The organism is Peribacillus muralis, from assembly GCF_001645685.2.
In the GTDB taxonomy this organism is placed as follows: Bacteria; Bacillota; Bacilli; order Bacillales; family DSM-1321; genus Peribacillus; species Peribacillus muralis_A.
In genome coordinates this window covers 17814-42839 of sequence record NZ_CP017080.1, presented here as the reverse complement: position 1 = coordinate 42839, position 25026 = coordinate 17814, and the positions used below count along the sequence as shown (strand labels likewise).

General features: G+C 43.4%; 25 protein-coding genes and 2 rRNA genes. 1 reads left to right on the top strand and 26 read right to left on the bottom strand.

Annotated elements, in window-relative coordinates; translation table 11 throughout:
- Position 1: 1 nt before the first annotated feature.
- The 13 genes from glmU to metG all read right to left on the bottom strand — a co-directional run bounded on the left by glmU (position 2) and on the right by metG (position 12862).
- A complete protein-coding gene (gene glmU / locus ABE28_RS00225) occupies positions 2 to 1375 on the bottom strand; it encodes a bifunctional UDP-N-acetylglucosamine diphosphorylase/glucosamine-1-phosphate N-acetyltransferase GlmU (protein ID WP_064462593.1) in 1374 nt (457 codons plus the stop codon).
- 579 nt (positions 1376 to 1954) lie between these two features.
- Positions 1955 to 2251 carry a septation regulator SpoVG gene (gene spoVG / locus ABE28_RS00220; protein WP_064462592.1) on the bottom strand — a complete coding sequence of 99 codons (297 nt, stop codon included), beginning with the start codon at positions 2249 to 2251 and terminating at the stop codon, positions 1955 to 1957.
- Between the two features lie 192 nt (positions 2252 to 2443).
- Complete coding sequence (locus ABE28_RS00215) at positions 2444 to 2818, bottom strand: RidA family protein (protein WP_064462591.1); 375 nt, start codon at positions 2816 to 2818, stop codon at positions 2444 to 2446.
- Positions 2819 to 2831: 13 nt separating this feature from the next.
- Entirely contained in the window at positions 2832 to 3656 is an 825-nt protein-coding gene (purR, locus tag ABE28_RS00210; RefSeq protein WP_064462590.1) for a pur operon repressor, read from the bottom strand.
- Positions 3657 to 3717: 61 nt separating this feature from the next.
- Complete coding sequence (gene ispE, locus ABE28_RS00205) at positions 3718 to 4587, bottom strand: 4-(cytidine 5'-diphospho)-2-C-methyl-D-erythritol kinase (RefSeq protein WP_064462589.1); 870 nt, start codon at positions 4585 to 4587, stop codon at positions 3718 to 3720.
- Positions 4588 to 4873: 286 nt separating this feature from the next.
- Positions 4874 to 5050 carry a protein sspF gene (locus ABE28_RS00200; RefSeq protein WP_155645575.1) on the bottom strand — a complete coding sequence of 59 codons (177 nt, stop codon included), beginning with the start codon at positions 5048 to 5050 and terminating at the stop codon, positions 4874 to 4876.
- Between the two features lie 149 nt (positions 5051 to 5199).
- Positions 5200 to 5451, bottom strand: a complete 252-nt coding sequence (veg, locus tag ABE28_RS00195) for a biofilm formation stimulator Veg (RefSeq protein ID WP_034316343.1) — start codon at positions 5449 to 5451, stop codon at positions 5200 to 5202.
- A 313-nt stretch (positions 5452 to 5764) separates the two neighbouring features.
- Positions 5765 to 6643 (bottom strand): sporulation peptidase YabG, encoded by an 879-nt coding sequence (yabG, locus tag ABE28_RS00190; protein WP_064462588.1) that lies wholly within the window; start codon positions 6641 to 6643, stop codon positions 5765 to 5767.
- Between the two features lie 192 nt (positions 6644 to 6835).
- Positions 6836 to 7714, bottom strand: a complete 879-nt coding sequence (gene rsmA / locus ABE28_RS00185; protein WP_064462587.1) for a 16S rRNA (adenine(1518)-N(6)/adenine(1519)-N(6))-dimethyltransferase RsmA — start codon at positions 7712 to 7714, stop codon at positions 6836 to 6838.
- The gene (gene rnmV / locus ABE28_RS00180; RefSeq protein WP_257390677.1) at positions 7707 to 8270 is read right to left on the bottom strand and encodes a ribonuclease M5; all 564 of its coding nucleotides are present in this window, start codon (positions 8268 to 8270) and stop codon (positions 7707 to 7709) included. The genes rsmA and rnmV overlap by 8 nt, the downstream gene beginning before the upstream one ends.
- A gap of 257 nt (positions 8271 to 8527) precedes the next feature.
- Positions 8528 to 9682, bottom strand: coding sequence for a G5 and 3D domain-containing protein (locus ABE28_RS00175; protein ID WP_257390676.1), 1155 nt, complete (start codon positions 9680 to 9682; stop codon positions 8528 to 8530).
- Positions 9683 to 9960: 278 nt separating this feature from the next.
- A complete protein-coding gene (locus ABE28_RS00170; RefSeq protein WP_064462585.1) occupies positions 9961 to 10728 on the bottom strand; it encodes a TatD family hydrolase in 768 nt (255 codons plus the stop codon).
- 172 nt (positions 10729 to 10900) lie between these two features.
- Complete coding sequence (metG, locus tag ABE28_RS00165) at positions 10901 to 12862, bottom strand: methionine--tRNA ligase (protein WP_064462584.1); 1962 nt, start codon at positions 12860 to 12862, stop codon at positions 10901 to 10903.
- A gap of 606 nt (positions 12863 to 13468) precedes the next feature.
- On the opposite strand from metG, the gene ABE28_RS00160 reads away from it, so the two are divergent.
- On the top strand, positions 13469 to 13753 hold the full coding sequence (locus ABE28_RS00160) for a transition state genes transcriptional regulator AbrB (RefSeq protein ID WP_064462583.1): 285 nt from the start codon (positions 13469 to 13471) through the stop codon (positions 13751 to 13753).
- 48 nt (positions 13754 to 13801) lie between these two features.
- Here the strand turns inward: ABE28_RS00160 and rsmI are convergent, their stop codons facing one another.
- The 13 genes from rsmI to ABE28_RS00095 all read right to left on the bottom strand — a co-directional run bounded on the left by rsmI (position 13802) and on the right by ABE28_RS00095 (position 24862).
- Positions 13802 to 14689 carry a 16S rRNA (cytidine(1402)-2'-O)-methyltransferase gene (gene rsmI / locus ABE28_RS00155; protein WP_064462582.1) on the bottom strand — a complete coding sequence of 296 codons (888 nt, stop codon included), beginning with the start codon at positions 14687 to 14689 and terminating at the stop codon, positions 13802 to 13804.
- A 1-nt stretch (position 14690) separates the two neighbouring features.
- Complete coding sequence (locus ABE28_RS00150) at positions 14691 to 14951, bottom strand: GIY-YIG nuclease family protein (RefSeq protein WP_064462581.1); 261 nt, start codon at positions 14949 to 14951, stop codon at positions 14691 to 14693.
- A complete protein-coding gene (locus tag ABE28_RS00145) occupies positions 14938 to 15681 on the bottom strand; it encodes a tRNA1(Val) (adenine(37)-N6)-methyltransferase (protein ID WP_064462580.1) in 744 nt (247 codons plus the stop codon). The genes ABE28_RS00150 and ABE28_RS00145 overlap by 14 nt, the downstream gene beginning before the upstream one ends.
- A gap of 167 nt (positions 15682 to 15848) precedes the next feature.
- Positions 15849 to 16223 carry a DNA replication initiation control protein YabA gene (gene yabA / locus ABE28_RS00140; RefSeq protein WP_064462579.1) on the bottom strand — a complete coding sequence of 125 codons (375 nt, stop codon included), beginning with the start codon at positions 16221 to 16223 and terminating at the stop codon, positions 15849 to 15851.
- A 14-nt stretch (positions 16224 to 16237) separates the two neighbouring features.
- On the bottom strand, positions 16238 to 17068 hold the full coding sequence (locus tag ABE28_RS00135; RefSeq protein WP_061144047.1) for a competence/sporulation regulator complex protein RicT: 831 nt from the start codon (positions 17066 to 17068) through the stop codon (positions 16238 to 16240).
- A 1-nt stretch (position 17069) separates the two neighbouring features.
- Positions 17070 to 18074: a DNA polymerase III subunit delta' gene (holB, locus tag ABE28_RS00130; RefSeq protein WP_156775655.1), complete on the bottom strand. Its 1005-nt coding sequence runs from the start codon at positions 18072 to 18074 to the stop codon at positions 17070 to 17072.
- A gap of 8 nt (positions 18075 to 18082) precedes the next feature.
- Positions 18083 to 18523 (bottom strand): YaaR family protein, encoded by a 441-nt coding sequence (locus ABE28_RS00125; protein ID WP_064462578.1) that lies wholly within the window; start codon positions 18521 to 18523, stop codon positions 18083 to 18085.
- Positions 18524 to 18547: 24 nt separating this feature from the next.
- On the bottom strand, positions 18548 to 18877 hold the full coding sequence (locus tag ABE28_RS00120) for a cyclic-di-AMP receptor (RefSeq protein WP_064462577.1): 330 nt from the start codon (positions 18875 to 18877) through the stop codon (positions 18548 to 18550).
- Positions 18878 to 18979: 102 nt separating this feature from the next.
- Complete coding sequence (tmk, locus tag ABE28_RS00115; protein WP_064462576.1) at positions 18980 to 19621, bottom strand: dTMP kinase; 642 nt, start codon at positions 19619 to 19621, stop codon at positions 18980 to 18982.
- A gap of 39 nt (positions 19622 to 19660) precedes the next feature.
- Positions 19661 to 21115, bottom strand: a complete 1455-nt coding sequence (locus ABE28_RS00110) for an aminotransferase class I/II-fold pyridoxal phosphate-dependent enzyme (RefSeq protein WP_064462575.1) — start codon at positions 21113 to 21115, stop codon at positions 19661 to 19663.
- 208 nt (positions 21116 to 21323) lie between these two features.
- Positions 21324 to 21542 (bottom strand): sigma factor G inhibitor Gin, encoded by a 219-nt coding sequence (locus ABE28_RS00105; protein ID WP_083231904.1) that lies wholly within the window; start codon positions 21540 to 21542, stop codon positions 21324 to 21326.
- Positions 21543 to 21750: 208 nt separating this feature from the next.
- Positions 21751 to 21866, bottom strand: a 5S ribosomal RNA gene (gene rrf / locus ABE28_RS00100).
- A 63-nt stretch (positions 21867 to 21929) separates the two neighbouring features.
- Positions 21930 to 24862: ribosomal RNA gene (locus ABE28_RS00095) — 23S ribosomal RNA — on the bottom strand.
- Positions 24863 to 25026 lie beyond the last annotated feature (164 nt).

The window sequence follows — 25026 nt, the reverse complement described above, 5'->3', positions numbered from 1 at the left end:
GTTATTTATTGAATTTTAAATTCTTCACATAATCTTCTTTGTTGACTTGACGAGCCCGGGCTACTGACAAGGCTTCCTGCGGTACATCTTGCGTTATGGTTGACCCTGCAGCCACATATGCCCCTTCTCCTATTGTCACAGGTGCAACGAGATTAGAGTTGCAGCCTATGAAGACATTGTCCTCAATCTTCGTCAAATGCTTATTTTTACCGTCGTAGTTCACGGTAATAGATCCGCAGCCAATATTAACATTCTCTCCAACCTCTGCATCACCGATATAACTCAAATGCGAGGCTTTGCTTCCATTGCCAAAAACGGCCTTTTTGATTTCGACAAAATTACCGATTTTAACGGAATCGTGAATTTCCGAATGAGGTCTCACATGAGCGAATGGCCCGATTTTAACGGCACTTCCAATCCTGCTTTCATGCACGACCGATTGGAAGATTTCCGTTCCATCACCAATTTCACAATCGCAGATTTCCGTATTCGGGCCAATCAAGCAATCTTGGCCGATCACACTGTTCCCCTTGATGCATGATCCTGGGTTGATGACCGTATCCTGCCCGATTTGCACATCCGCTTCAATGAAAGTAGTCAGTGGGTCGATGATCGTTACACCATTCCGCATATGCGATTCATTGATGCGTTTCCGTAATATCTGCTCGGCCTGCGATAAAGCCACACGGTCATTTACACCCAATGTCTCCTCGAAATCACTGGATTGGAATGCCGTCACTGTTTCGCCTTCTTGTTTTAAAATTTCAATAACATCCGGCAGGTAATATTCGCCCTGGACATTTTCATTTGAAACCTTTTTCAACGCGCTAAACAAGGCTTGGTTGTCGAAGCAATATGTACCGGTATTTATTTCCTTAACATATCTTTCATCATCGGAGGCATCCTTATGCTCGACGATTTTTTCTACAAGGCCACCTTCACCTCGAAGGACCCTTCCGTAGCCAGTTGGGTTATCTGCATAAGCCGTTAAAATTGTTGCTTTCGCCTGACTCTGCTCATGCAATGCTATGAGCTCTTCCATCGTTTCTGCTTTGATCAAGGGAGTATCACCGCAAATTACAAGGGTCGTTCCGCTTTTACCGCATAATGCATCCTCCGCTTGCATGACAGCATGTGCCGTACCTAATTGCTGATCCTGTAAGGCATACTTGCATGAATCACCAAGCTGCTCCTGAACTTTTTCAGCTCCATGGCCGATGACTGTTACAATATCTTCTATTTGAAGTTGATTGACATGATCGATAACATGTTGTACCATTGGTTTCCCGCAAACAGGGTGCAAAACCTTATAAAGCTTAGATTTCATCCTAGTACCTTGCCCAGCGGCCAATATTATTGCATAGCGATTACTCATAACAGGCCTCCATTTTCACCTTTTTATCCACTAAAAATATTATCTCAAATAGTGATTCATTTCAAGGTAACAATTAAAAGTACATATTATTGTCAACCGCCCCAATCAGAAAAGATTCGATTTCCGTTAGCCATTCTGCTTTACGGTTCATCCTTTGGCAGCCTTCAATTCCATGAAAAAATGCTAGATTCCTGTTAGGCACTTCTTTTCATGAGCATAATCACGCAGAAACCGAGTCTCACCCTCCTGGAAAGCTCTCTCCACCGATTTATCTCAAAAGATGGGATACGCCTACACACCCTATGCGAACTCTTTAAAGCAGCATTGCATCGTCCGTTCTTCACCAGCTACAATCCGCTTGAACGCCCTTTTTTTAAATGAATGGACTGACCGGATAGTGAAAAAAATCATTAAAAAGGTTTGAAAAATAAAAAGGCAGGGTAATTAAATTTTGAAGAACCAACGCAAATCGGAAGGGTTCTAAGGCTGCCGCTTTCGAATAAACTAAAAAAGAGCACTACTTATGAAGTAGGCTCTAGGTGCACGAGTTTAAATTTTAATGTCAAGAGTAAGATTTGATTAAGAAGCCCCAGCTCCAGCTTCCTCTAGTTCAGTTTCAAGTTCTCCCAATCGATGATATTCTGTCAAGACAGCTTCTTGAATTTTACCGCGTGTCGAGGAATTGATTGGATGAGCGATATCCCGGAATTCTCCATCTGGAGTTCGTTTACTTGGCATTGCTACAAATAAACCATTGTTTCCGTCGATTACACGAATATCATGAACCACAAATTCATTATCCAATGTAATTGATGCGATAGCTCTCATACGACCATCCGTAGTCACACGGCGTAATCTTACGTCAGTTACTTCCATTTAAGCTCACCATCCCTTTTTGTTGTTGTTAAAACTTAAAGTACATATTCAACAAAAAATCGTGAACTCCTTCTATTATCTGTAATTTTTTTAGAAAATTCAGCCTAGTTTTCAATAATTATAGAAAACATCCATAAATTTCAGGAAAAATACCCATTACGTATGCCCCTTAAAATTTAAAAAAACGCCCGTTTATTTAACGAGCGCAACCACTTCTATTTCCACCAGTGCATCTTTAGGGAGGCGTGCAACCTCTACACAAGATCGTGCAGGTTTGTGACTGGAAAAATACTCTCCATAAACTTCATTGATCGATCCGAAATCGTCCATGCTTTTAATGAATACAGTAGCTTTTATGACTGTTTCCAAGGATGCCCCCGCTTCTTTCAATACAGCTTGAAGGTTGTTGAACACTTGGTGTGTTTGTTCCTTGACATCACCCGTCACCATTTCACCGGCAGCAGTAAGCGGTATTTGTCCAGAGCTGAAAAATAACTTATCGACGATTACGCCTTGTGAGTACGGGCCGATTGCTGCTGGTGCTTCATTCGTATGTATCGTTTTCATGAAAGAATTCCCCCTATTCCTTTTTAGAAAAATAATTTCCACGGCTGACATTGATTTTTTTGTCTCTTTCGACTACCTGTGTCAACTTGATTAAGGATACATAATCCTCGACAAGGCATTCCTCGGTATGCTCCGATTCAACAAGTACCGCGATTCCGGCTACTGTCGCCTTGAATTCATCCAATAAACTGACCATGCCATTAATGGTGCCCCCAGCCTTCATGAAATCATCCACAATCAATACATTCGAACCCTCAACCAAACTTCTTTTCGAAAGCACCATCGTCTGAATTCTCTTTGAAGATCCCGAAACATAATTGATGCTCACCGTAGAACCTTCCGTCACTTTATTATTCCTTCTTACGATGACGACCGGAACGTTCAAATAGTTCGCCACGGCATAGGCCAATGAGATCCCTTTGGTTGCCATGGTCATGATGACAGAGACATTTTTCCGGGCATACATGGAAGCGATGATCCTGCCAACCTTATTCACGGTTTGCGGATGCCCTAATATATCTGTCATATACAGATAGCCGCCAGGAAGAAGTCTTTCGGGACTGGCAATCGTTTCGCATAATTCGTCAATGAAGGCATTTGCTTCGCCTTCCTTGATGGAAACGATATATTTCACGCCGCCTGCCGCACCTGGAACGGTCGTTAACGATCCGATCCCGCGCTGTTCGAAGGTATCCTTGATGATTGTCAAATCTTCACTGATCGAGGATTTAGCCGAGCTATACCTTTCAGCAAAATAGGTCAGTGAGACAAGCTCCCCCGGATGTTCTAATAAATAATTGGTCATATCGACCAGCCTTTCGCTGCGACGAAATTTCATTGAGACACCCCCTTTGTGAATTCCGAATATTATATAGCAACTATACCATTAATGTACGTTTCTATTCAAGATTGTTTCGATCGCCCAATAAACGAACCGCATAGACTTGATCACAAAATCCGCGCAGACCGTTATATATTCTTTGCATCCGCGAGTCATGTTCCACCAAACCGAAAACGGTCGGACCACTACCGCTCATCAATACCGAATCTGCACCAAATGTCTTCATTTGATCTTTAATATTTGCAACCTCTGGATATAACTGCAATGTCACTTGCTCCAGAACATTACCTAACCCAGCACATACATCCTGGTAACTGTTTTCCTTGATGGCCGAGATCATTCCAGGTACATCCGGATGGTCCATTTTTGAAATTTGGAGCCTTTTGTATATATCAGCCGTGGAAACGCCGATTGTCGGCTTCGCTAAAATGACCCAGCATTTCGGCGGTGCCGGCAGATGCGTGATCTTTTCGCCGCGCCCCTTCGCCAATGCCGTCCCCCCATATACACAAAATGACACATCAGAGCCAATCTCAGCTCCTATTTCCGCAAGTTCATCCATGGAAAGCCCAAGCTTCCACAGTCTATTTAAGCCTCTCAAGGTAGCGGCGGCGTCACTGCTTCCACCAGCTAATCCAGCTGCTACAGGTATATTTTTCTCTATAGTTATAGAAACACCTTTTTTGATCCCAAAACGTTCCTTTAGAATAAATGCGGCTTGATAAGCTAAATTCCGATGATCATCCGGAACGAATCGATTATGTGATAGAATTTGTATATGGTTTCCCTTTATTTCCTTCAGTTCAATTCTATCGGCAAGGTCGACTGTCGTCATGATCATTTCCACCTCATGATACCCGTCAGGCCGTTTGAAAAGCACATCCAAAGCCAAGTTAATCTTAGCCGGGGCTTTTTCCATAAGCTTCAATATGTCCACCTACTTTAACGTTCTTAAAAGTTCTTGTCCTATTCTATCATATTTGTTTATATTCTAAAGGTTTTTTCATCGTAATTTCAAGGTATTGAAGCTAAGAGATACCTTAAGAGGCGAATGGACACATGTAGTAGGCTTACGGAAGAGCAGCTCCTCTCTGCTTACGTAAAAAAAACCAGACTCCTTATCTACAATGTAAGCAAAAATGAATCGTGCTATACATTGTATCGGGAGCCCGGTTTCTTTAAATGTGGCAGCATGTTACAATTTAGTGTTCAATTTACTCTTTGTTCACCAATTGACGTTGTGCTTTTTCGATAGCAAGCTTCACCATGTTCCCTGCGTCCTTGGCCCGGATTCCTCCCCAGCCTTCTTTCTGGACCACATCGTAAAATCCAAGTTCTTTTGCCAATTCCTCTTTAAGACCATCTGACATAATCCCTTTTCTCCTGCTCAAGCGAAACGACCCCTTTCACATGCTGTCACATCCCTAGTGTTTGCATCATAACGTATTTCATTACACCTTTTAGGAATTTCGATTTTGTTTCTTGAGATCATCGACCCAAAACAAAAAGCAGCAAACAATTGTTCGCTGCCTCCTCTAAGTTACATCTCTTGTTGTTTGTTTAAAAATGTTAGTTCTACGGTTTCCGTTAAAACATCCGCATAGCTGTAAGATACTCTTTCAAACGCATTTTCATCTTGGTCGAGCTCAATTACAAAAACAGCCGGATAAGTTTCCGCCAAAGTTCCAAAACGTTCTACAGTCTTTCTTCTTCCACCATTTGCTTTTAAGAGCAATCTTTTACCCAGGTTTGAATCAAGTGCAGTTTTAATATCAGCTAGAGTTTTTGGCATTTTCGGTCCACCTCACTAAGTTAAGTATATCACAATTTACAAATATACGCAAACAAAATAATAAATTATATCAGCACTTAAAAATGTAGTCAATATTTTTTTCCTGAAATTCGGCAAAATCGCGAACAATTTTATTATATCCTGGGAAATGAAAAAATATGTAAACGAACTATTTCGTTATTCAATCAGCCGAATTTTCGTAACTAAATCGTTATCTCTCGTCGACATTTCCTTAATTAACAGGTTTTCCAGGAGAGTTTCCGAATCCTGTTAAGTTAAAAGCAGGCTGCATTCTTTTAAAAATGCAGCCCGTTCATTCTTCCTGAAATGGCTTGAATGGCAGTCCGGTCCGTAACACCCCTCTTGTTTCAATCCCGCCTAATCCTTTCTCACCCGTTAACGTATTCCGAAGGACATCCCATACATGAATATTCTCGATATAAGGAGTGAAGCTAACTTTTCCGACGATATATACGGGATCAAGAGCATGAATATTGACACGCGAAGGAGAGCTCGCAAAATTTGCCCCAGCTTGGATAAGTGATTCAAAATGAGATTGACAAGCACCGGCAAATATAATCAGCTGGTCTAAATGCGAGACCTTCCTTCTCGCCTCCCTCACTGTCTGGACAAAGTCGTTTGAGTGACGGTAAGCATTGATATCGGACATCGGCCCTTTTGATTTTGAATAGGCGTCGTGACCAGTGACAACAAGGATATCCGGTCTGTAATGGTCCAGCAGCCCCCCGATGCGTTGAGGCATTTCCTTTTCATTGCAATAGACACCATTGACCGGAATGCCGAATTTTTGGTATAAATCAAGGCATTTCCTTAAGTAAGATGCATCTCCATCAACATGGAGGACCCTGCCTGGTATCTGAAAATATTCACCGCTATAGCGATAACCATTACTGGATTGATAGCCATTTTTTTGCTGCTGCAGCTCAAGGTCTTGTGTCAATAAGCGGTAAGATTGTTCTTGTAACGCTTCATTCGACCTTTGGCGATCATTTCTTTCATGATCATTAATGATCATTAAATCTTGAAAAGGTGCATCTGCGATCAGTCGGATATCTTCCCCATAAAGGACTGCTTCACGTCTACCGGCAATATCACGGATATCGATTACCCGGAACAGCACGTCACATTTATAAGAAACCCGACCAACAATATCGTTTATTTGAATATTCATGGCCCCACCCCATGAGAAGACTTATTTTCAGCCCGCCCTAGTTTATTTTCACTCTTAAGTTATGCAAGCCAAACATGAATGGTGAAAGGTGGGCTCGAACATCTTCATCGTTCCGTTGCCATTATGCGGATTAACAACCAAACAAAAAAACCGGAAGCTGGGAGTGACCCCCTTCCGATTTTTTCTATTTCCTTATTTGAAATTTGGCAAAAGTGCATCACTCAAGCGGCCAAATTCGGCAATGCTCAATGTTTCACCACGTCTGGACGGATCCACTTCCGATGCTTCGAGAGCAGCAATTATAAGTTCTTTTTTCGTTTTTCCATCCGGAAGCTGGCTCGTTAAGTTGTTTAAAATCGTTTTCCGGCGCTGCGCGAAGCTGGCCCTTGTGACAATGAAGAAGAATTCCTCATCAAGGACCTCTACGATAGGATTAACCCGCTTAGTAAGACGAATTACTGCTGAATCGACATTAGGCTGAGGCATGAATACCGTTTTGGGAACGATCATCACGGTCTCGGCTTCCGTATAATATTGAATGGCAATCGATAAGGAACCGTATTCCTTCGTTCCGGGTTTAGCCGCAATTCGGTCAGCCACTTCCTTCTGCAGCATGCACACGATGCCCCTGATCGGAAGATTCTCGGACAATAGCTTTAAAATGATTGGCGTCGTCACGTAGTACGGCAGATTTGCCACGACCATTATATCCGAGAAGCCAGTGAATTCTTCCTCGATGACCTTTTTCACGTCCGCCTTTAGAACATCTCCGTGAATGATGTTCACATTGTCATAAGGGGCCAATGTATCCGATAAGATCGGCAGTAAACGCTGATCAATTTCGAATGCCGTAACCTTTTTACTGCTTTTCGCAAGTTGTTCCGTCAAAGCTCCGATTCCCGGGCCGATCTCAATCGCTCCGCTTTCCTCTGTCAAATGGGCATGATCGACGATGCGCTTCAAAATATTCGTATCGATTAAAAAGTTTTGGCCTAAGCTCTTTTTAAAGGAGAATCCGTACTTTTTCAGTATATCCTTCGTCCTGACGGGGGTTGCAATATCCTTATTCATGGTTTTCCTCCTGATTGATCTGTATCATCGCTTCATAAAAAGTCTCGGTTGATATTTGGAACATTTTCAGTCGTTTATATAACTGCTTTCCATTGGTGAATCCGATTTTCAAAATGGTTCCAAGTCTTTCCCTTCGTTCCTTGGCACCAGGACCGCCTATTAAACCTGCATCGATTAAATCCTGCTGTGAAATTTCTTCCGAAGCCTCTTCATCCATCAATTGTGCATCCTTCAAAGCATTACGGATTGCCTCAGGGGAAGCATGCTCCACACCGATCCCCCTGCCCGACTTAGGGAGGGCTTCCTTCTTCGTTAAAAAGGCGTGTTTACAGCCTTTTACCTGTTCTGAAATGATATTCCTGATTTTTTGACCGGGAAAATCGGGATCTGTGAAAATGATCGCACCTCGGGTCTGTTGTGCAAGCCTAACCTGCTCAATACATGATTCATTCACCGCTGATCCGTTCGTTTCTATCGTATCGGCATTAACAGCCCTTTTTATCGCTACGGTATCGTCCTTACCTTCTACAACAATGATTTCTTTGATTTTTTTCATGTTATCCTCCATACAGAAAAGCGAAAACGCTTTGAATCGCTCTTGATACATACACTTGGGTCACCGGAAGATGCCTGCCCATTCGCTGAATGTAAATCGGGGACTGGGCAACGGGATCCAGTCACGTCCATCATCACATCTTATCGGTTTTAACACGTCTATCTTATTAAAACAGTTTTACATGAGGTTTTTCAACAAATGGAAAATAAAACGTCAAAAAACAGGAGACGAATTCATCTCCTGCGAGAGAAACCTTATTAGTCCAATACGCGAATCTTCACTTGCTTTACACCCCAACGGTAGGCGTCATTTTTCGAGGAAAAGAAAACGTCGATCTTATTCCCCTTGATGGCGCCGCCTTTGTCAGCAGCCACTGCATAGCCATAGCCTTCTACATAGACTTTCGACCCTAAGGGGATTACGCTTGGATCGACAGCAATGATTTTTGCACCGGGATTACTCTTGAGATTCACCCCTGTAGACGTGACACCTGAACAGCCCTTGCAACTGGCCGTATAGGCCGTTGATGAAACGTATATCTCTTTTCCATTTGGCGAACTGACGTTGGTTACGCCGCGTGAGGCTTGGGCAACCGTCGTTTTCGTTCCGACCGTCACAACCTTATCCTGCTTTTCATTCACGACTTTTTCTGATAGTAATTCTCTTTTGACTTCTTTGCCATCTTCTTTGACAACTTCGAATTTCCTGGAAATGAGTCCGTCTTTGCCCTCTTTGACAATTTTCTCTTTCCCTTTTGATAAGGAGTCATCTTTTTTCGTAATGACAGCAAAGTCAACTGGTTCTTCCACTACATCGGTGACTTTTTCAATTCGAATTACGTTTACCGTATTCTTAGCTTCAACTTTCTTGGCTAGTTCTGGCTCAACTCGATCCAAATCATTGAGTTTTACTCCTTGTTGCTTTAAAAAGTCAGCGACAGTAGTCGAAGTTGACCATACCTGTTTTTCATTACCGCCTACCACCAATTTCAGAGAAAAGGCTTTGTCTATGGCAACTTCCATATTCTCTTTTAGCTTCGTATCTTTTGAAGGCGTGATCTTATCCTGTTCCTTCAGATTAAGATCTTGTTCTTGTAAAAATTCGTTAACCGTATCAGCCGTCGACCAAACTTCCTCGGTTTTACCATCTTCATTCATGACGATTTTTTGTGCAGGCTTATAGACCACCTCTAAATTATCGCCCACCTTACTTTCTCCTGATGGGTGGACATAATCCGCGGCTTGAACGGTAATCTCTAAATCTTTCAACATATCATTTACAGTAGCCGCGTGTGTCCGCACTACCTCTTTTTTTCCGTCTAGCATGATTGTGACTGTATGCTTCGTTCCTTGATGGATTAGTAATCCCAATGCTGCAGAAACAAGAATCGCACTGCATATGGCCATTGCCATTCTCTTCTTCCCAAGCGGTTTGGGAATAAGGCTTTTCATAGTTTTTAATAGAATGAAAAACTCCTCCTTCCTCCCGGTGATTATATAGACTTAGTTATCAAGCTGTCAACCCATTCACTTCTCATTCAGGAAATTACTACCTATTATGCATAGTACGGAATCAAAAGGAAAGGGCGACTTCTCGACATAATAAGCCCATAAAGGGAGTGAGATTGGTTCAAATCCAAAAAAATGCGATTTTCGCTAGCGAATCCCGATGGGAATTGTCAAAAAAGCTGTCAGTTAATGCCGAATAATTTTTTGGCGTTTTCCGTCGTGGTCTTGGAAACTTCCTCTATCGATAACTGTTTGATTTCCGCGATTTGTTCGGCAACCAGCTTCACATAAGAAGGTTCGTTACGTTTACCCCTAAAAGGATGCGGTGCCAAATATGGACAATCGGTCTCGATCAACAACCTGTCTAAAGGCACGGCAGCTGCTACCTCTTTTGGTTTTTTGGCATTTTTAAAGGTCACGGGACCACCTAACGAAATATAAAAATTCATATCAACGCATTCCAAGGCCGTTTCCGCACTGCCGCTAAAGCAATGCATGATGCCGCCCACACTGGAGGCCTCTTCTTCCTTCAAAATATTCACGATATCTGCCGTCGCCTCGCGATTATGAATGATGATGGGCAGCCCCACTTTTTTCGCCAATCGGATTTGCTTTCTGAATACCTCTTTTTGAATATCTTTAGGGGATTTATCCCAATGATAATCAAGTCCCATTTCACCAATGGCCACGACCTTTGGATGATTGGATAGCTCCTCGATCCATTGTAAGTCATCTTCGGTCATATCTATGGCATCAACCGGGTGCCATCCGACTGCAGCATACATGAAATCATAAGTTTCTACCAACTCCATCGCCCTTTTAATAGTTGGTCTGTCAAAGCCGACTACGACCATATTATTCACTCCTGCTTCCTTGGCCCTTTCAATAACTTCCTCAAGGTCTTCGTTGAATTGCTCCGCATTTACATGAACGTGAGTATCGAATAACATTATTTTTCTTCCTTTCTAGCACTATTTTATTTAAGAATGAATGTATTATGTTTCACAATTGGATAACAAACAGATTACAGAGGGTAATGTACGCCTCTTTACTTTTTCCAAAACCATAAAGAAAAAAACATAAAAATGTTTCATATGAAACACCTTTATGTTTTTCGGGGATTTATTTCACCTTAGATCCATTTGGAATAGATGAATCGATGGTAGCGACTGAAAGCTTGCCGTCCTGACTGCCAGCCAAAATCATACCTTGCGAGAGCTCACCACGAAGCTTAACAGGCTTTAAATTCGTTACGCATATCACTTTTTTACCGACTAATTCTTCAGGTTTATAGTGCTGGGCGATGCCTGATACGACTTGGCGTTTTTCATAGCCTAAATCAAGTTGCAGTTTTAGAAGCTTATCCGCCTTCTTCACCGGTTCCACCTCAATGACCTGGGCGACACGAAGCTCCACTTTTGTGAAGTCATCTATTGTAATTTCATCAACCTCTTGAATGGTCTCTTCCGCTTTTTCCGGCGCTGCGGGGGTGCTGCCTTGCATTTGCTCTTTAATATACGAAACCTCCTCTTCCATGTCCAAGCGCGGGAAGATCGGTTCTCCCTTCAACACTTTCGTTTCAGCAGGGATTTGGCCAAATTCCGCCAAGCTATCCCAGGAAGTTAACACTTCATCCTTGATGCTGAGCTGGGCAAAGATTTTTTCCGGCGTTTGTGTCAAGAATGGCTTCAAAAGGATGGCCGTCCTGCGTAATGATTCAGCCAAGTGAACCATCACACTGGCTAGTTCTTCTTTTCTTGCTTCATCTTTGGCAAGCGTCCATGGCTGCGTCTCATCAATGAATTTGTTCGTTCTGCTCACAAGCTGCCAAATGGACGTCAGCGCAACTGAAAACTCCATGTTTTCCATCGCTTCCTCATACTTGCCAACCGTATCATGATTCATTTCCAGCAAAGCTTTCTCGAATTCACGATCGGACCCTTGATAGCTAGGAATCACACCATCAAAGTATTTATTGACCATGGCCACCGTTCGGTTTAACAAATTCCCTAAATCATTTGCCAGGTCAAAATTGATTCGTTCCACAAATCCCTCAGGAGTGAATACCCCGTCAGAACCGAAGGGAACTTCACGCAATAGGTAATAACGTAAAGAATCCAAGCCGTAACGATCAATCAATGTAACGGGATCGACCACATTCCCTTTTGATTTCGACATTTTACCATCTTTCATCAAAAGCCAGCCATGGGCAAAGACTTTCTTAGGAAGCGGTACATCCAGAGCCATCAGCATGATCGGCCAATATATGGTATGGAAACGAACGATTTCCTTTCCGACTAGATGTACATCAGCAGGCCAATAATTCAAGTATTTGGAATCATTATCCGTCCCATATCCTAAAGCCGTTATATAATTGGTCAAGGCGTCAATCCATACATAAATGACGTGCTTTGGATCTCCCGGCACCTTGATTCCCCAATCGAACGTAGTACGGGAAACGGCCAGATCTTCCAATCCAGGTTTAATGAAGTTATTGATCATTTCGTTTTTACGGGATTCCGGTTGGATGAAATCAGGGTTCTCCTCGTAAAACTTCAATAATCGATCTGCATATTTACTCATTTTAAAGAAGTAAGATTCCTCTTTCACTTTTTCGACAGGTCGGCCGCAATCCGGACAATTTCCATTGCTTTCTTCTACCTGACGTTCCGTGAAGAAAGATTCACAAGGTGTACAATACCAGCCTTCATATTGGTCCAAGTAAATATCGCCCTGGTCAAGAAGCCTTTTGAAAATTTTGGCTACAACCTCTTTATGGCGATCTTCCGTCGTTCGAATGAAATCATCATATGAAATATCAAGCTTTTCCCATAGCTCTTTAATCCCCGTTACGATATTATCCACGTATTGCTGTGGGGTGATTCCTTCTTCAGCCGCTTTACGCTGGATTTTTTGCCCGTGCTCATCAGTCCCTGTCAAATACATGACATCAAAGCCCCGCATCCTTTTATAGCGGGCCATGGCATCACCTGCCACTGTCGTGTACGCATGCCCTATATGTAAATTACCACTCGGATAATATATGGGTGTCGTGATATAAAATGTTTTTAGTTTATCTTGCACTTCGTTCCCTCCTCATCTTTTTAAAAAAACTGGCTATGGGACTTGCCAAAGCCATCAGACTATATTAAAAGCTATTATCTCTATTTTAACGCTATATGCGATTCTACGCGACAATAATCACAAATCAAATCATCATGATATTGTTATAAGGATAGTTTGGAATGATGTCATTAAATATAATGTTCAGAAGGTAACTTCCTTTTTGTCAGCATTACCTCTTACCTCCACAAAATATACCTAAAAAGCTGTTTCTGTGCAACAAATCACATATTTGAAGGCTTTTTTTTAGGAAATTATCCTTAATTGAGGACTTTTGCTTTGAAACTAAATTGCATTTAGTCATATAATAAAGAAGTCTTTTGTCGAATTGTGGAGATAGGCATAATTGATCAAACCATACTGAAGGCATATTCGGTTTTTGCTCCTTAAAAGCCTTTTTAATCCAAGGAAATGCTGTCATGCTCTTTTCTTACAAAAAAATGAAAATAAATCATTGACGGATATGGGAATGGCTGGTATTATAAATTTATAAAAAAATTTGTCGAATATTGGCGAAAAAAATAGAAATAGGGTACTAGATTGTAATCTGAGAGGAGAAATTCTATAATGAAATCTACAGGTATTGTTCGTAAAGTTGATGAATTAGGCCGGGTCGTTATTCCAATCGAGCTTCGTCGCACATTGGGTATCGCCGAGAAAGACGCTCTTGAAATCTATGTTGATGACGAGCGCATCATCTTGAAAAAATACAAACCAAACATGACTTGCCAAGTTACAGGTGAAGTTTCCGATAACAACCTTACACTTGCCAACGGTAAATTGATTCTTAGCCGTGAAGGTGCTGAATTGCTTATCCAAGAAATTCAACAAAGTTTCACGACTTCTAAATAAAAATGCTATACATAAAAAAACTTCCGAACCTCGGAAGTTTTTTTGTGCTCATTTATCTTCGACATCAATGTGATACGCTTGATACACCTCGCGTTTTTGAATATCGCGATCCTTGGCGACTTGCTTGATGGCGTCCTTTGAAGTGTACTGCTCGGCTTCTACATAATGATTGACATGCCCGACTAAATCAAGGGACATCCACCAGGCGTCGGAAGCCTCAACGTCGGGCAATTGCCCGCCTTCGATTATTAAACAGAATTCGCCACGGATTTCAGAATCCGTTGCCCACGTCAACGCTTCACTTATTGTCCCACGAATGAACTCTTCGAATTTCTTGGTTAATTCACGGCATAATACAATGCGCCGCTCACCTAGAATTTCCTGCATATGTTTCAATGTTTCTTTTAAGCGATGCGGCGATTCATATATGATCCAAGTAGATTCCATCTTTTTCAGCTTTTCCAATTCACGCTTCTTTTCTTTAGCTCCACGCTGTAAAAATCCATAAAAGTAAAAGGGCTGCGGCGCAAGCCCCGATGCAATCAATGCCGTCAATGCGGCATTGGCACCCGGCAACGGTATGACTTTAAACTGCTCGGCAATTGCATCCTTGACCAGTTCATATCCAGGATCGGAGATTGTCGGTAAGCCTGCATCACTTACCAAAGCGATGACCTCTCCTGACCGCAGCCTCTCTAACATCTGCTTTCCGCTATATTCCTTATTATGTTCATGGTAGCTGACGATAGGTGTCGAAATTTCAAAGTAATTGCATAATTTCTTCGTATTCCGTGTGTCCTCTGCAGCAATGACATTCGCTTCCTTTAAGATCCTTAAAGCCCGAAAGCTCATATCCTCAAGGTTCCCTATCGGTGTAGGGACAAGATATAGCGCTGGTTCCAATCCTTCTTTTTCAAAACTCTTCTGCTGCCACATATCATATATCCTCCTTATCCATCCACATTTGCTTTTGCTTTCTTGATAGTTGCTTGAATTTATATTCAGCCTGCATGGCCAATGTCTGTGTTTCGAAAATTTCATGATGAATCAGTTCAACCGGGGTGCGTCCTCGTGTATACTTTGCCCCCTTGCCTTGATTATGGGCAGCAAGCCTTCGCTCCAAGTCATTTGTATATCCTGCATAATAGCTGCCATCCCTGCATCTTACAACATAAAAATAATGCTTATTCTTCTCCATATAAAATCCTTCTGATTTCTGGATTATACTCATTATCATCATTATATACAACAAGCGGAGGCAAAATCTTCAAATCAGGGTTCCCATCCTTAATTCCTTCAATGAGAATCGTATTGGCTTCCTTTGAACTTTTAGGATAAACGAATTGCAACCGCTTCGGTTCAAGCCTGTACATCCTCATGAAATGCAGGATATCCATCAGGCGGCCCGGCCGATGGACAAATGCGGCCTTTCCCCCTTGACGCAGGAGCTGGCTGGAAACGCGCATGACGTCTTCCAGATTACACATGATCTCATGCCGGGCAATGGCAAAATGCTCATTTTTATTTATTTCCTCGACCGATGGTGTCGGAAAATAAGGGGGATTGCAAGTAACCACATCATATTTGCTATAACCTATCTGTTCTGGCATCTCTTTTATATCCCCATGGATCACCTCAATCCGGGAGGATAGGCCATTATGGTCCATGCTTCTCTGGGCCATGTCATATAACCGTTCTTGAATCTCGACGCCCGTGATTGCCGCTTTCGTTCTTGTACTCAGCAGTAATGGTACCACTCCATTCCCCGAGCAGAGATCGACGATTTTCCCTTTTTGGATCGGTACATTTACGAATCTGGATAATAAAACGGCATCCAGTGAAAAAGAAAAAACCGATGGGCTCTGGATGATCCTTAAATTCTCAGCCAAAAGATAATCGAGGCGTTCATCACCTTTAAGTTCTACCATTGCTGTTACCCTCCTAATTATGCATGGAACAAGCATGCTTCGACATTCATCTCGTACGAAAAGGGGCCTGACCCATGGTATGCGTCAGACCCCGAATCACTATATATTGTAAACGGACTATCTATCATTTTAAAAGAGATGGTGCACTCTTTCATATTATTCCTTTATCACTTCTTATTTAAAAACGATAAACAGAACAGGCAATCTCCTTCTTTTCGTAAACTGCCAAAATGCAGATTACAAATATGGAAGCCCTCTTGATAGATACGGGCTAAATTATCATAGCCTTCTCCGATATCCATAACCTTGTCCGCACTTGAGGTGCGATTTTTCACTTTCTGCTTCATCTTTACCGCAGCAGGCGCAGTTTCGACTTCCGCAAGTCCTAACCGATGACGCAAGTGCTCGTTTTCCAGCTTGAGCGACTGGTTTTCCTCAAGAATTTCAGCCAGGTTCTGCTTCAATTCCCCAAGCTGCTTATATAATTGACCTATCTGGGTTTCCATATTGGTCACCGACTCAAAAATAGCTTTCTTATCCACGCTCTCCCACCACCTTAATAATCTGTGGCTTGAATAGAAACGGCTCCCTCTTTTAGAATCTCATCTAGAGTATACTCTAATACTCTTTCCTGCTCGATTAGTTCAATCTGAAGTACGCGTTCTAGAATATTAAGCCCAACTACCTTGCCTTTTCCACCAGGCGTATTAATCATTTCACCTAAATCAGGAAGCATTTCCTTCGCACTTTCATACTCGTCATTTTCATATTTCAGACAGCACATCAATCGACCGCATAATCCTGAGATTTTTGTAGGGTTCAATGATAAATTTTGATCCTTCGCCATTTTGATGGAAACCGGTTCAAAATCCCCAAGAAATGTGGAGCAGCAAAGCATCCGGCCACATGGCCCGATTCCGCCAAGCATCTTTGCCTCATCCCTTACCCCAATCTGGCGCAGTTCTATCCGAGTTCTGAATATGGCAGCTAAATCTTTGACTAAATCGCGGAAATCGACTCGACCATCCGCTGTAAAGTAGAACACGACTTTATTTCTATCGAATGTATATGACACATCGACTAGCTTCATATCCAGCTTATGCTCAATGACCTTTTGACAGCATATTGAGTAAGCCTCTTCTGCAGCAGCCTTGTTTTCATCAACAATGAGCTTATCTTTCGCATCAGCTACCCGAAGTACTTTTTTCAATGGCAGGACAACATCATTTTCATCTACTTGCTTACGGGCTGTAACAACTTTACCGAATTCAACACCGCGGACAGTCTCCACTATTACAAAATCGTCCTTAGGAATAGCGAATTCACCCGGATCAAAGTAGTATATTTTGCCCGCTTTTTTAAAGCGGACACCTACAACATCATACAAATCATGATCCCTCCTGCAAATTCAGCACAAGCTGTTCCATCAACAGCTGTGGATTCGTGTTGGACATCAGTTTTCTTTTTGCTTCCAAAATACACGCCATATGCTCGGCAAGGCGTCTTGAGGAAAGATGAAGAGCGTGAGTTTCAAATTCCTTCAGTTTACTTTGAAAGACAACAAGATTCTTTTTATCCAACTGAATGTATAATAAATCCTTATATATAAGAAGTAACAAATCAAGACCTCTGTCAACCTGATCTCTTTCTTTAAAGTGTGAAAACCAATCCGTTTGAAGGTACAACAATGCCTTCAAGGAATTAAGTTTTAGCACTTCATATAATTTTACCACTATTTTTTGAGCTTGTACAAACCATTCATCATGGCTAAGCTCGATTCCCGAATCCACATTCTGTGTTATATGTGCAATAACCGAGGCAAGCTGCGGCTCCAAATCCTGTTCCATCAGCTTCCGTTTCACATTCTCAGGCGACAAAGGCTTGAACGAAATCACTTGGCATCTTGATAATATCGTCGGCAGAATCCTCTGAAGCTGTTCGGTCATCAATATCGCCACGGTGTCGGCCGAGGGCTCCTCCAAGAATTTCAGCAAACTGTTGGCAGCGCCTACCGACATTTTTTCCGCATCGGCAATCATATAAACCTTGCGATCTGCCTCCACGCTCTTTTTCGAGAATTCCTCTTGGAGACCCTTGATTTGTTCCTTCTTGATGGAGAGTCCATCTTTTTCTATCAGATGAACGTCTGGATGATTGCCACTCGATATCCGTTTGCAATTCCGGCATGCTTCGCATGGCTTGTAACCTGCTGTCGGGGCTTCACAAAGTAAGCTTTTTGCAAAGGTATTGCTTATATCTTGTTTACCTGTTCCTTTTTCCCCTTCAAATAAATAGGCATGTGCCACTCTGTCCTTCGTTATGCTATTTTGAAGCATGGTCATCACCTGCGGCTGAATTGTACTCATATCCTGCCATGTTTTATCCAAAACCATCAACTCACTTAAGTATATAAATTAATCAGTAGGCCTTTAATTTCACCTATCATTTCCAATATTTCAAGTGAACTTTTCTCTTTATTAAGAATTTGCTCACTTAATTCAAGCAATCTTGCATCTATCGTTTCAACTGTTTTCAATGGCCGGCTTTGACCATATTGATTCCAGCTCGTGGACTGCTTCAGTTCCAAGCCATATTCGACCGCCTCTTTAACGAACCGTTTAACCAACGCTTTATATTTTGCCAATTCCCTAAAGGTGCGTGACCTAACTAATCGCTGACCCGCACCTTCAATATCCCCTATCAAACGGTTTAGGGTTTGGATTTGCATCTTTTGATCCTGAGTCTGGACCATTTGCTGAAACCTTCCATTTGCGGTCTGAAACTGTTTGGCATCCTGTCGCGCCTTATCCAACTTAATGGGGATATCATGGTTGATTTTCATTATGGACCTCCATGCATTCACCCGTTAAAACTGTAAAAAGTTTTCAACAGGCAAAATGAATATGGTCGCACCGCCTACTTGTATTTCCACCGGGTAAGGTACATAGGATTCGGCATTGCCGCCCATCGGTGAAACCGGTGATACTAATTGGGAGCGAGACTGGCAATTATGTTTGATGATTTGAATGGCCTGATCAACACGTTCATCTTCGGTACCGATCATAAAAGTCGTATTACCGGATTTTAGAAACCCGCCCGTACTGGCAAGCTTGGTCGTTCCAAAATTATTTTCCACTAATTCATTAAGCAGCCGATGGCTATCTTTGTCTTGAACGACAGCAATGATCATTTTCATTCTTATCACCCTCCAATTACTCTGAATTTTTTCTAATTCTATTATAGCAACTAGTCATTGTCTGGAATAGTATTCCGTTGAATATTATGGAAACGAATAAGGCTACCTTCCCGACTCTTTCAAGATACCGATTAAGCCGGCTTTCGTTTCTTCGAGAACTTCCTCAATGGACCGTCCTGCATCCACGATAATAAAACGTTCTCTCCATCTATCTATGATGATTTGGTATCCTTCACAAACCTTTTCATGAAAGTCCAGAGCTTCAAGGTCAAGCCTGTTCACTTCGCGTTCCCCATTGGACTGTATGCGCTTCAATCCCTCTTCTGGATCAATATTGAAAAAGAATGTGACATCGGGCATCATGTCACCAATTGCAAATTTGTTGATGCTGTATACTTCTTCTATATCCAAGCCCCTAGCATGGCCCTGATAGGCCAATGAGCTATCTATAAATCGATCACAGAGGACAATACCGCCTCGATCCAGCTCCGGCTTGACCACTTCCACTAAATGCTGGCGTCTTGCTGCTGCATATAATAAGGCCTCCGTTCGCGGATCCATGGCTGTATTTTTTTTATTAAGAATGACTTCCCTAATTTGCTCCGAAATGGGAACCCCACCTGGCTCACGTGTCAACAACACTTGATAGCCTTCTTCTTGCAGAGCCTTGCCAAGCATTTGGGTAATCGTCGTTTTCCCGGCACCCTCCGGCCCTTCCATTGTTATAAAAATACCACGCTTCATCGATGTACCTCCAAGGTTCTTTGTTTGTAGTATATCATTTTAACCTGATTGTCCGCTTTCAAAAACTAATAATTCTCCATTTATAAGCGTGGAACCTCCATGAAACCTCGCTCCAAGTCCCATCAAGCCTTTCAAACTCGTTATATGCTCGGCAGCGATCATTTCCCCGGACATAATTAATGGGATCCCCGGTGGGTAAGGAATGACCATTTCTGCCGATACTTTCCCTATGGCCTCCCTAAAACCAACCGATTTCGGTTTTCTTAGTTTCATTAGCGAATAGGGCATTTCAAGACCAATCATTGAGCTTCCATCAACCCAACCATTTGCCTGAATGCCATCTCCGCTGCCACTAATACCGGAAGTCGCGTTATTTATATTTTGAATGATTTCATGAAAAGGAAAATCGATATTCATCTTCAATAAAGGTAATATTAGCAGCAAATTATTAGGGTCAGCCAATTCTGTAAAAATCCCCTTCGCTTCACATAACTGCTGCAGTTCAAACCCGCTTAAACCATTTTTCGATTGAATGACCACCTTTAATGGATCATAAAGAGTTCCCGCTGGTGCCTCCAACAATTTAATTGACCTTAAAGCGGACAATTTTCCTCTGAAATCCTTAATTTTTCTTTTCAGCTCATTTTTATCATCTAAGTTGAAGGAAGCCAGGTATGCCCTGGCCAAGTCAAGCGACCCCATGATTGGGTAGGATGGACTGCTTGATTGAAGCATTTGTAAATAGAAGGATACTTGATCGACATCAATGTAAGCCGAATGAATATGAAGATATGAACCCATGGTCATGGCTGGCAATGTTTTATGTGCTGAATGAACGACGGCATCCGCTCCGGCCATAATAGCGGTATTGGGAAACGGATCTCCCAGTTGAAAGTGTGCCCCATGTGCCTCATCAACAAGCACTGGTATTCCCTTTTGATGGGCAAGCTTCACCACTTCGCTCATATCCTCACCTAGTCCATAATAATTGGGATAGGTTACGACGATGGCCTTTGCATCTGGGTGGGCACGCAAAGCTTCACCAATCAACTTTGGTGCCACCCCGCCTGCAATCCCCCACTCCTCATGAAAAACCGGTCTCAGAAAAATCGGCTGTACATTCGCCAGCATCAAGGCATGTAATATCGACTTATGGCAGTTCCTTTGGACAAGCACTTTATCTCCTTCGTTGCAGGTCGCGAGGATCATCGCCATGTTGCCTACGGTTGACCCATTGACCAGAAAATAACTCTTCTTTACTCCATATAAGGCCGCAAGCAACTGCTCGGCCTCCAAAATGGCACCCTCAGGGGCATGCAGATCATCCAGGCCATTCAGTTCCGTAGCATCAATGCCCAGCAGAGGGTTATATAACGCTTGTCCTTTTTCACTAAACACCCGTCCATTTTTATGTCCGGGGACATGGAGGGAAATTGGTTCATTTTTATAAAAAGCACTCATCGCATCGAACAATGGTGTCTGTAATTGATTCATTTAATCTTCCCTCAAATCATTTTATTTTTTTATTTTATCAAATAAGTTCGATTTTATCTCTTCTGGCGATTAAAAGGAAATCCAGTCCTTAACGCGGCCAGCCGCTGTCACCAAGTTTTTTTGCTAAAGTACTATAAAAAGAGTCAGAGAATGAAGAAACATTGCATTTCTTCATTCTCTGACTCTTCGACTTTCCATAGCTATCCATTCATGAAAATATTTCCGGATGGGTTATTTTTCTTAATTGCTTTAAGTAATATTTATACCTAGGATCATTTGTATCCGTACCAATCATATCCCTCTCGCATTCCTCACAAATGAAAGTCGTGTAAACATGTATTCCCATTTCCTTTATCTGTTCACAAACCACGCACGATTCCCCTGCCGTTGTTTTGGTTGTTGTTGTCCCCAACATCTCCACCTCCATACCTGCATTCTCCCCAAAAACCATCGTTCACATACATCGATTTTAAATAGTTTAAGAGAACCGGGGCTGCTTTTAACAATGTATGATGAAGGTTTTCAATACGTGTATGTCTCTATATAAAAGTTTCGATAATGACTAAATGAGTGATATCCGAGGATTTTTAACCAAAACGAAAAAAGACCAGCCGGATGGCTGATCTTTTTATTGTGCTTGGCGGCGTCCTACTCTCACAGGGGGAGACCCCCAACTACCATCGGCGCTGAAGAGCTTAACTGCCGTGTTCGGAATGGGAACGGGTGTGACCTCTTCGCTATCGCCACCAAACATATGAGGAACGTTGTTCCTTCAAAACTAGATAATGAGAAGGTATTTCATTTTTTAAAAGCGTTGGTTAAGTCCTCGATCTATTAGTATCAGTCAGCTCCACATGTCGCCACGCTTCCACCTCTGACCTATCAACCTGATCATCTTTCAGGGATCTTACTAGCTTGCGCCATGGGAAATCTCATCTTGAGGGGGGCTTCATGCTTAGATGCTTTCAGCACTTATCCCGTCCGCACGTAGCTACCCAGCTATGCCTTTGGCAAGACAACTGGTACACCAGCGGTGCGTCCATCCCGGTCCTCTCGTACTAAGGACAGCTCCTCTCAAATTTCCTGCGCCCGCGACGGATAGGGACCGAACTGTCTCACGACGTTCTGAACCCAGCTCGCGTACCGCTTTAATGGGCGAACAGCCCAACCCTTGGGACCGACTACAGCCCCAGGATGCGATGAGCCGACATCGAGGTGCCAAACCTCCCCGTCGATGTGGACTCTTGGGGGAGATAAGCCTGTTATCCCCGGGGTAGCTTTTATCCGTTGAGCGATGGCCCTTCCATGCGGAACCACCGGATCACTAAGCCCGACTTTCGTCCCTGCTCGACTTGTAGGTCTCGCAGTCAAGCTCCCTTGTGCCTTTACACTCTACGAATGATTTCCAACCATTCTGAGGGAACCTTTGGGCGCCTCCGTTACTCTTTAGGAGGCGACCGCCCCAGTCAAACTGCCCACCTGACACTGTCTCCCACCCCGATAAGGGGCGCGGGTTAGAATTTCAATACAGCCAGGGTAGTATCCCACCAACGCCTCCACCGAAGCTAGCGCTCCGGCTTCTCAGGCTCCTACCTATCCTGTACAAGCTGTACCAAAATTCAATATCAGGCTGCAGTAAAGCTCCACGGGGTCTTTCCGTCCTGTCGCGGGTAACCTGCATCTTCACAGGTACTATAATTTCACCGAGTCTCTCGTTGAGACAGTGCCCAGATCGTTACACCTTTCGTGCGGGTCGGAACTTACCCGACAAGGAATTTCGCTACCTTAGGACCGTTATAGTTACGGCCGCCGTTTACTGGGGCTTCGGTTCAAAGCTTCGCTTGCGCTAACCTCTCCCCTTAACCTTCCAGCACCGGGCAGGTGTCAGCCCCTATACTTCGCCTTGCGGCTTCGCAGAGACCTGTGTTTTTGCTAAACAGTCGCCTGGGCCTATTCACTGCGGCTTTTCTGGGCTATTCACCCTAAAAAGCACCCCTTCTCCCGAAGTTACGGGGTCATTTTGCCGAGTTCCTTAACGAGAGTTCTCTCGCACACCTTAGGATTCTCTCCTCGCCTACCTGTGTCGGTTTGCGGTACGGGCACCTTACATCTCACTAGAGGCTTTTCTTGGCAGCGTGGAATCAGGAACTTCGGTACTATATTTCCCTCGCCATCACAGCTCCGCCTTGATGGAAACGGGATTTGCCTCGTTTCCGGCCTAACTGCTTGGACGCGCATATCCAACAGCGCGCTTACCCTATCCTTCTGCGTCCCCCCATCGTTCAAACGATGTATAGGTGGTACAGGAATATCAACCTGTTGTCCATCGCCTACGCCTTTCGGCCTCGGCTTAGGTCCCGACTAACCCTGAGCGGACGAGCCTTCCTCAGGAAACCTTAGGCATTCGGTGGAAGGGATTCTCACCCTTCTTTCGCTACTCATACCGGCATTCTCACTTCTAAGCGCTCCACCAGTCCTTCCGGTCTGACTTCAACGCCCTTAGAACGCTCTCCTACCATCGACACCTAATGGTGTCAATCCACAGCTTCGGTGATACGTTTAGCCCCGGTACATTTTCGGCGCGGAGTCACTCGACCAGTGAGCTATTACGCACTCTTTAAATGGTGGCTGCTTCTAAGCCAACATCCTGGTTGTCTAAGCAACTCCACATCCTTTTCCACTTAACGTATACTTTGGGACCTTAGCTGGTGGTCTGGGCTGTTTCCCTTTCGACTACGGATCTTATCACTCGCAGTCTGACTCCCAAGAATAAGTATTTGGCATTCGGAGTTTGACTGAATTCGGTAACCCGTTGGGGGCCCCTAGTCCAATCAGTGCTCTACCTCCAATACTCTCATCTTGAGGCTAGCCCTAAAGCTATTTCGGAGAGAACCAGCTATCTCCAGGTTCGATTGGAATTTCTCCGCTACCCACACCTCATCCCCGCACTTTTCAACGTGCGTGGGTTCGGGCCTCCATTCAGTGTTACCTGAACTTCACCCTGGACATGGGTAGATCACCTGGTTTCGGGTCTACGACCTCATACTCATTCGCCCTATTCAGACTCGCTTTCGCTGCGGCTCCGTCTCATCAACTTAACCTCGCATGAAATCGTAACTCGCCGGTTCATTCTACAAAAGGCACGCCATTACCCATTAACGGGCTCTGACTACTTGTAGGCACACGGTTTCAGGATCTATTTCACTCCCCTTCCGGGGTGCTTTTCACCTTTCCCTCACGGTACTGGTTCACTATCGGTCACTAGGGAGTATTTAGCCTTGGGAGATGGTCCTCCCTGCTTCCGACGGGATTTCTCGTGTCCCGCCGTACTCAGGATCCACTCAGGAGGGAACGAAGTTTCAACTACAGGGTTTTTACCTTCTTTGACGGACCTTTCCAGATCGCTTCATTTACCCCGTTCCTTTGTAACTCCATGTTGAGTGTCCTACAACCCCAAGAGGCAAGCCTCTTGGTTTGGGCTAATTCCGTTTCGCTCGCCGCTACTCAGGAAATCGCATTTGCTTTCTCTTCCTCCGGGTACTTAGATGTTTCAGTTCCCCGGGTCTGCCTTCAGTACCCTATGTATTCAGGTAAAGATACTGTTCCATTACGAACAGTGGGTTTCCCCATTCGGAAATCTCCGGATCAAAGCTTACTTACAGCTCCCCGAAGCATATCGGTGTTAGTCCCGTCCTTCATCGGCTCCTAGTGCCAAGGCATCCACCGTGCGCCCTTTCTAACTTAACCGTTAAAAAAGTCTTACAGATGCTTTGAAAAAAAATTAATTGCCTTCTATCTATTATCTAGTTTTCAAGGAACAAAGTGGAGAGAACCCATCACAACGTGATGCTTCTTCCGTGATTGAATGAATTACTCATTCAAAACTGAACAAAACAAAAGCGCACTCGTAT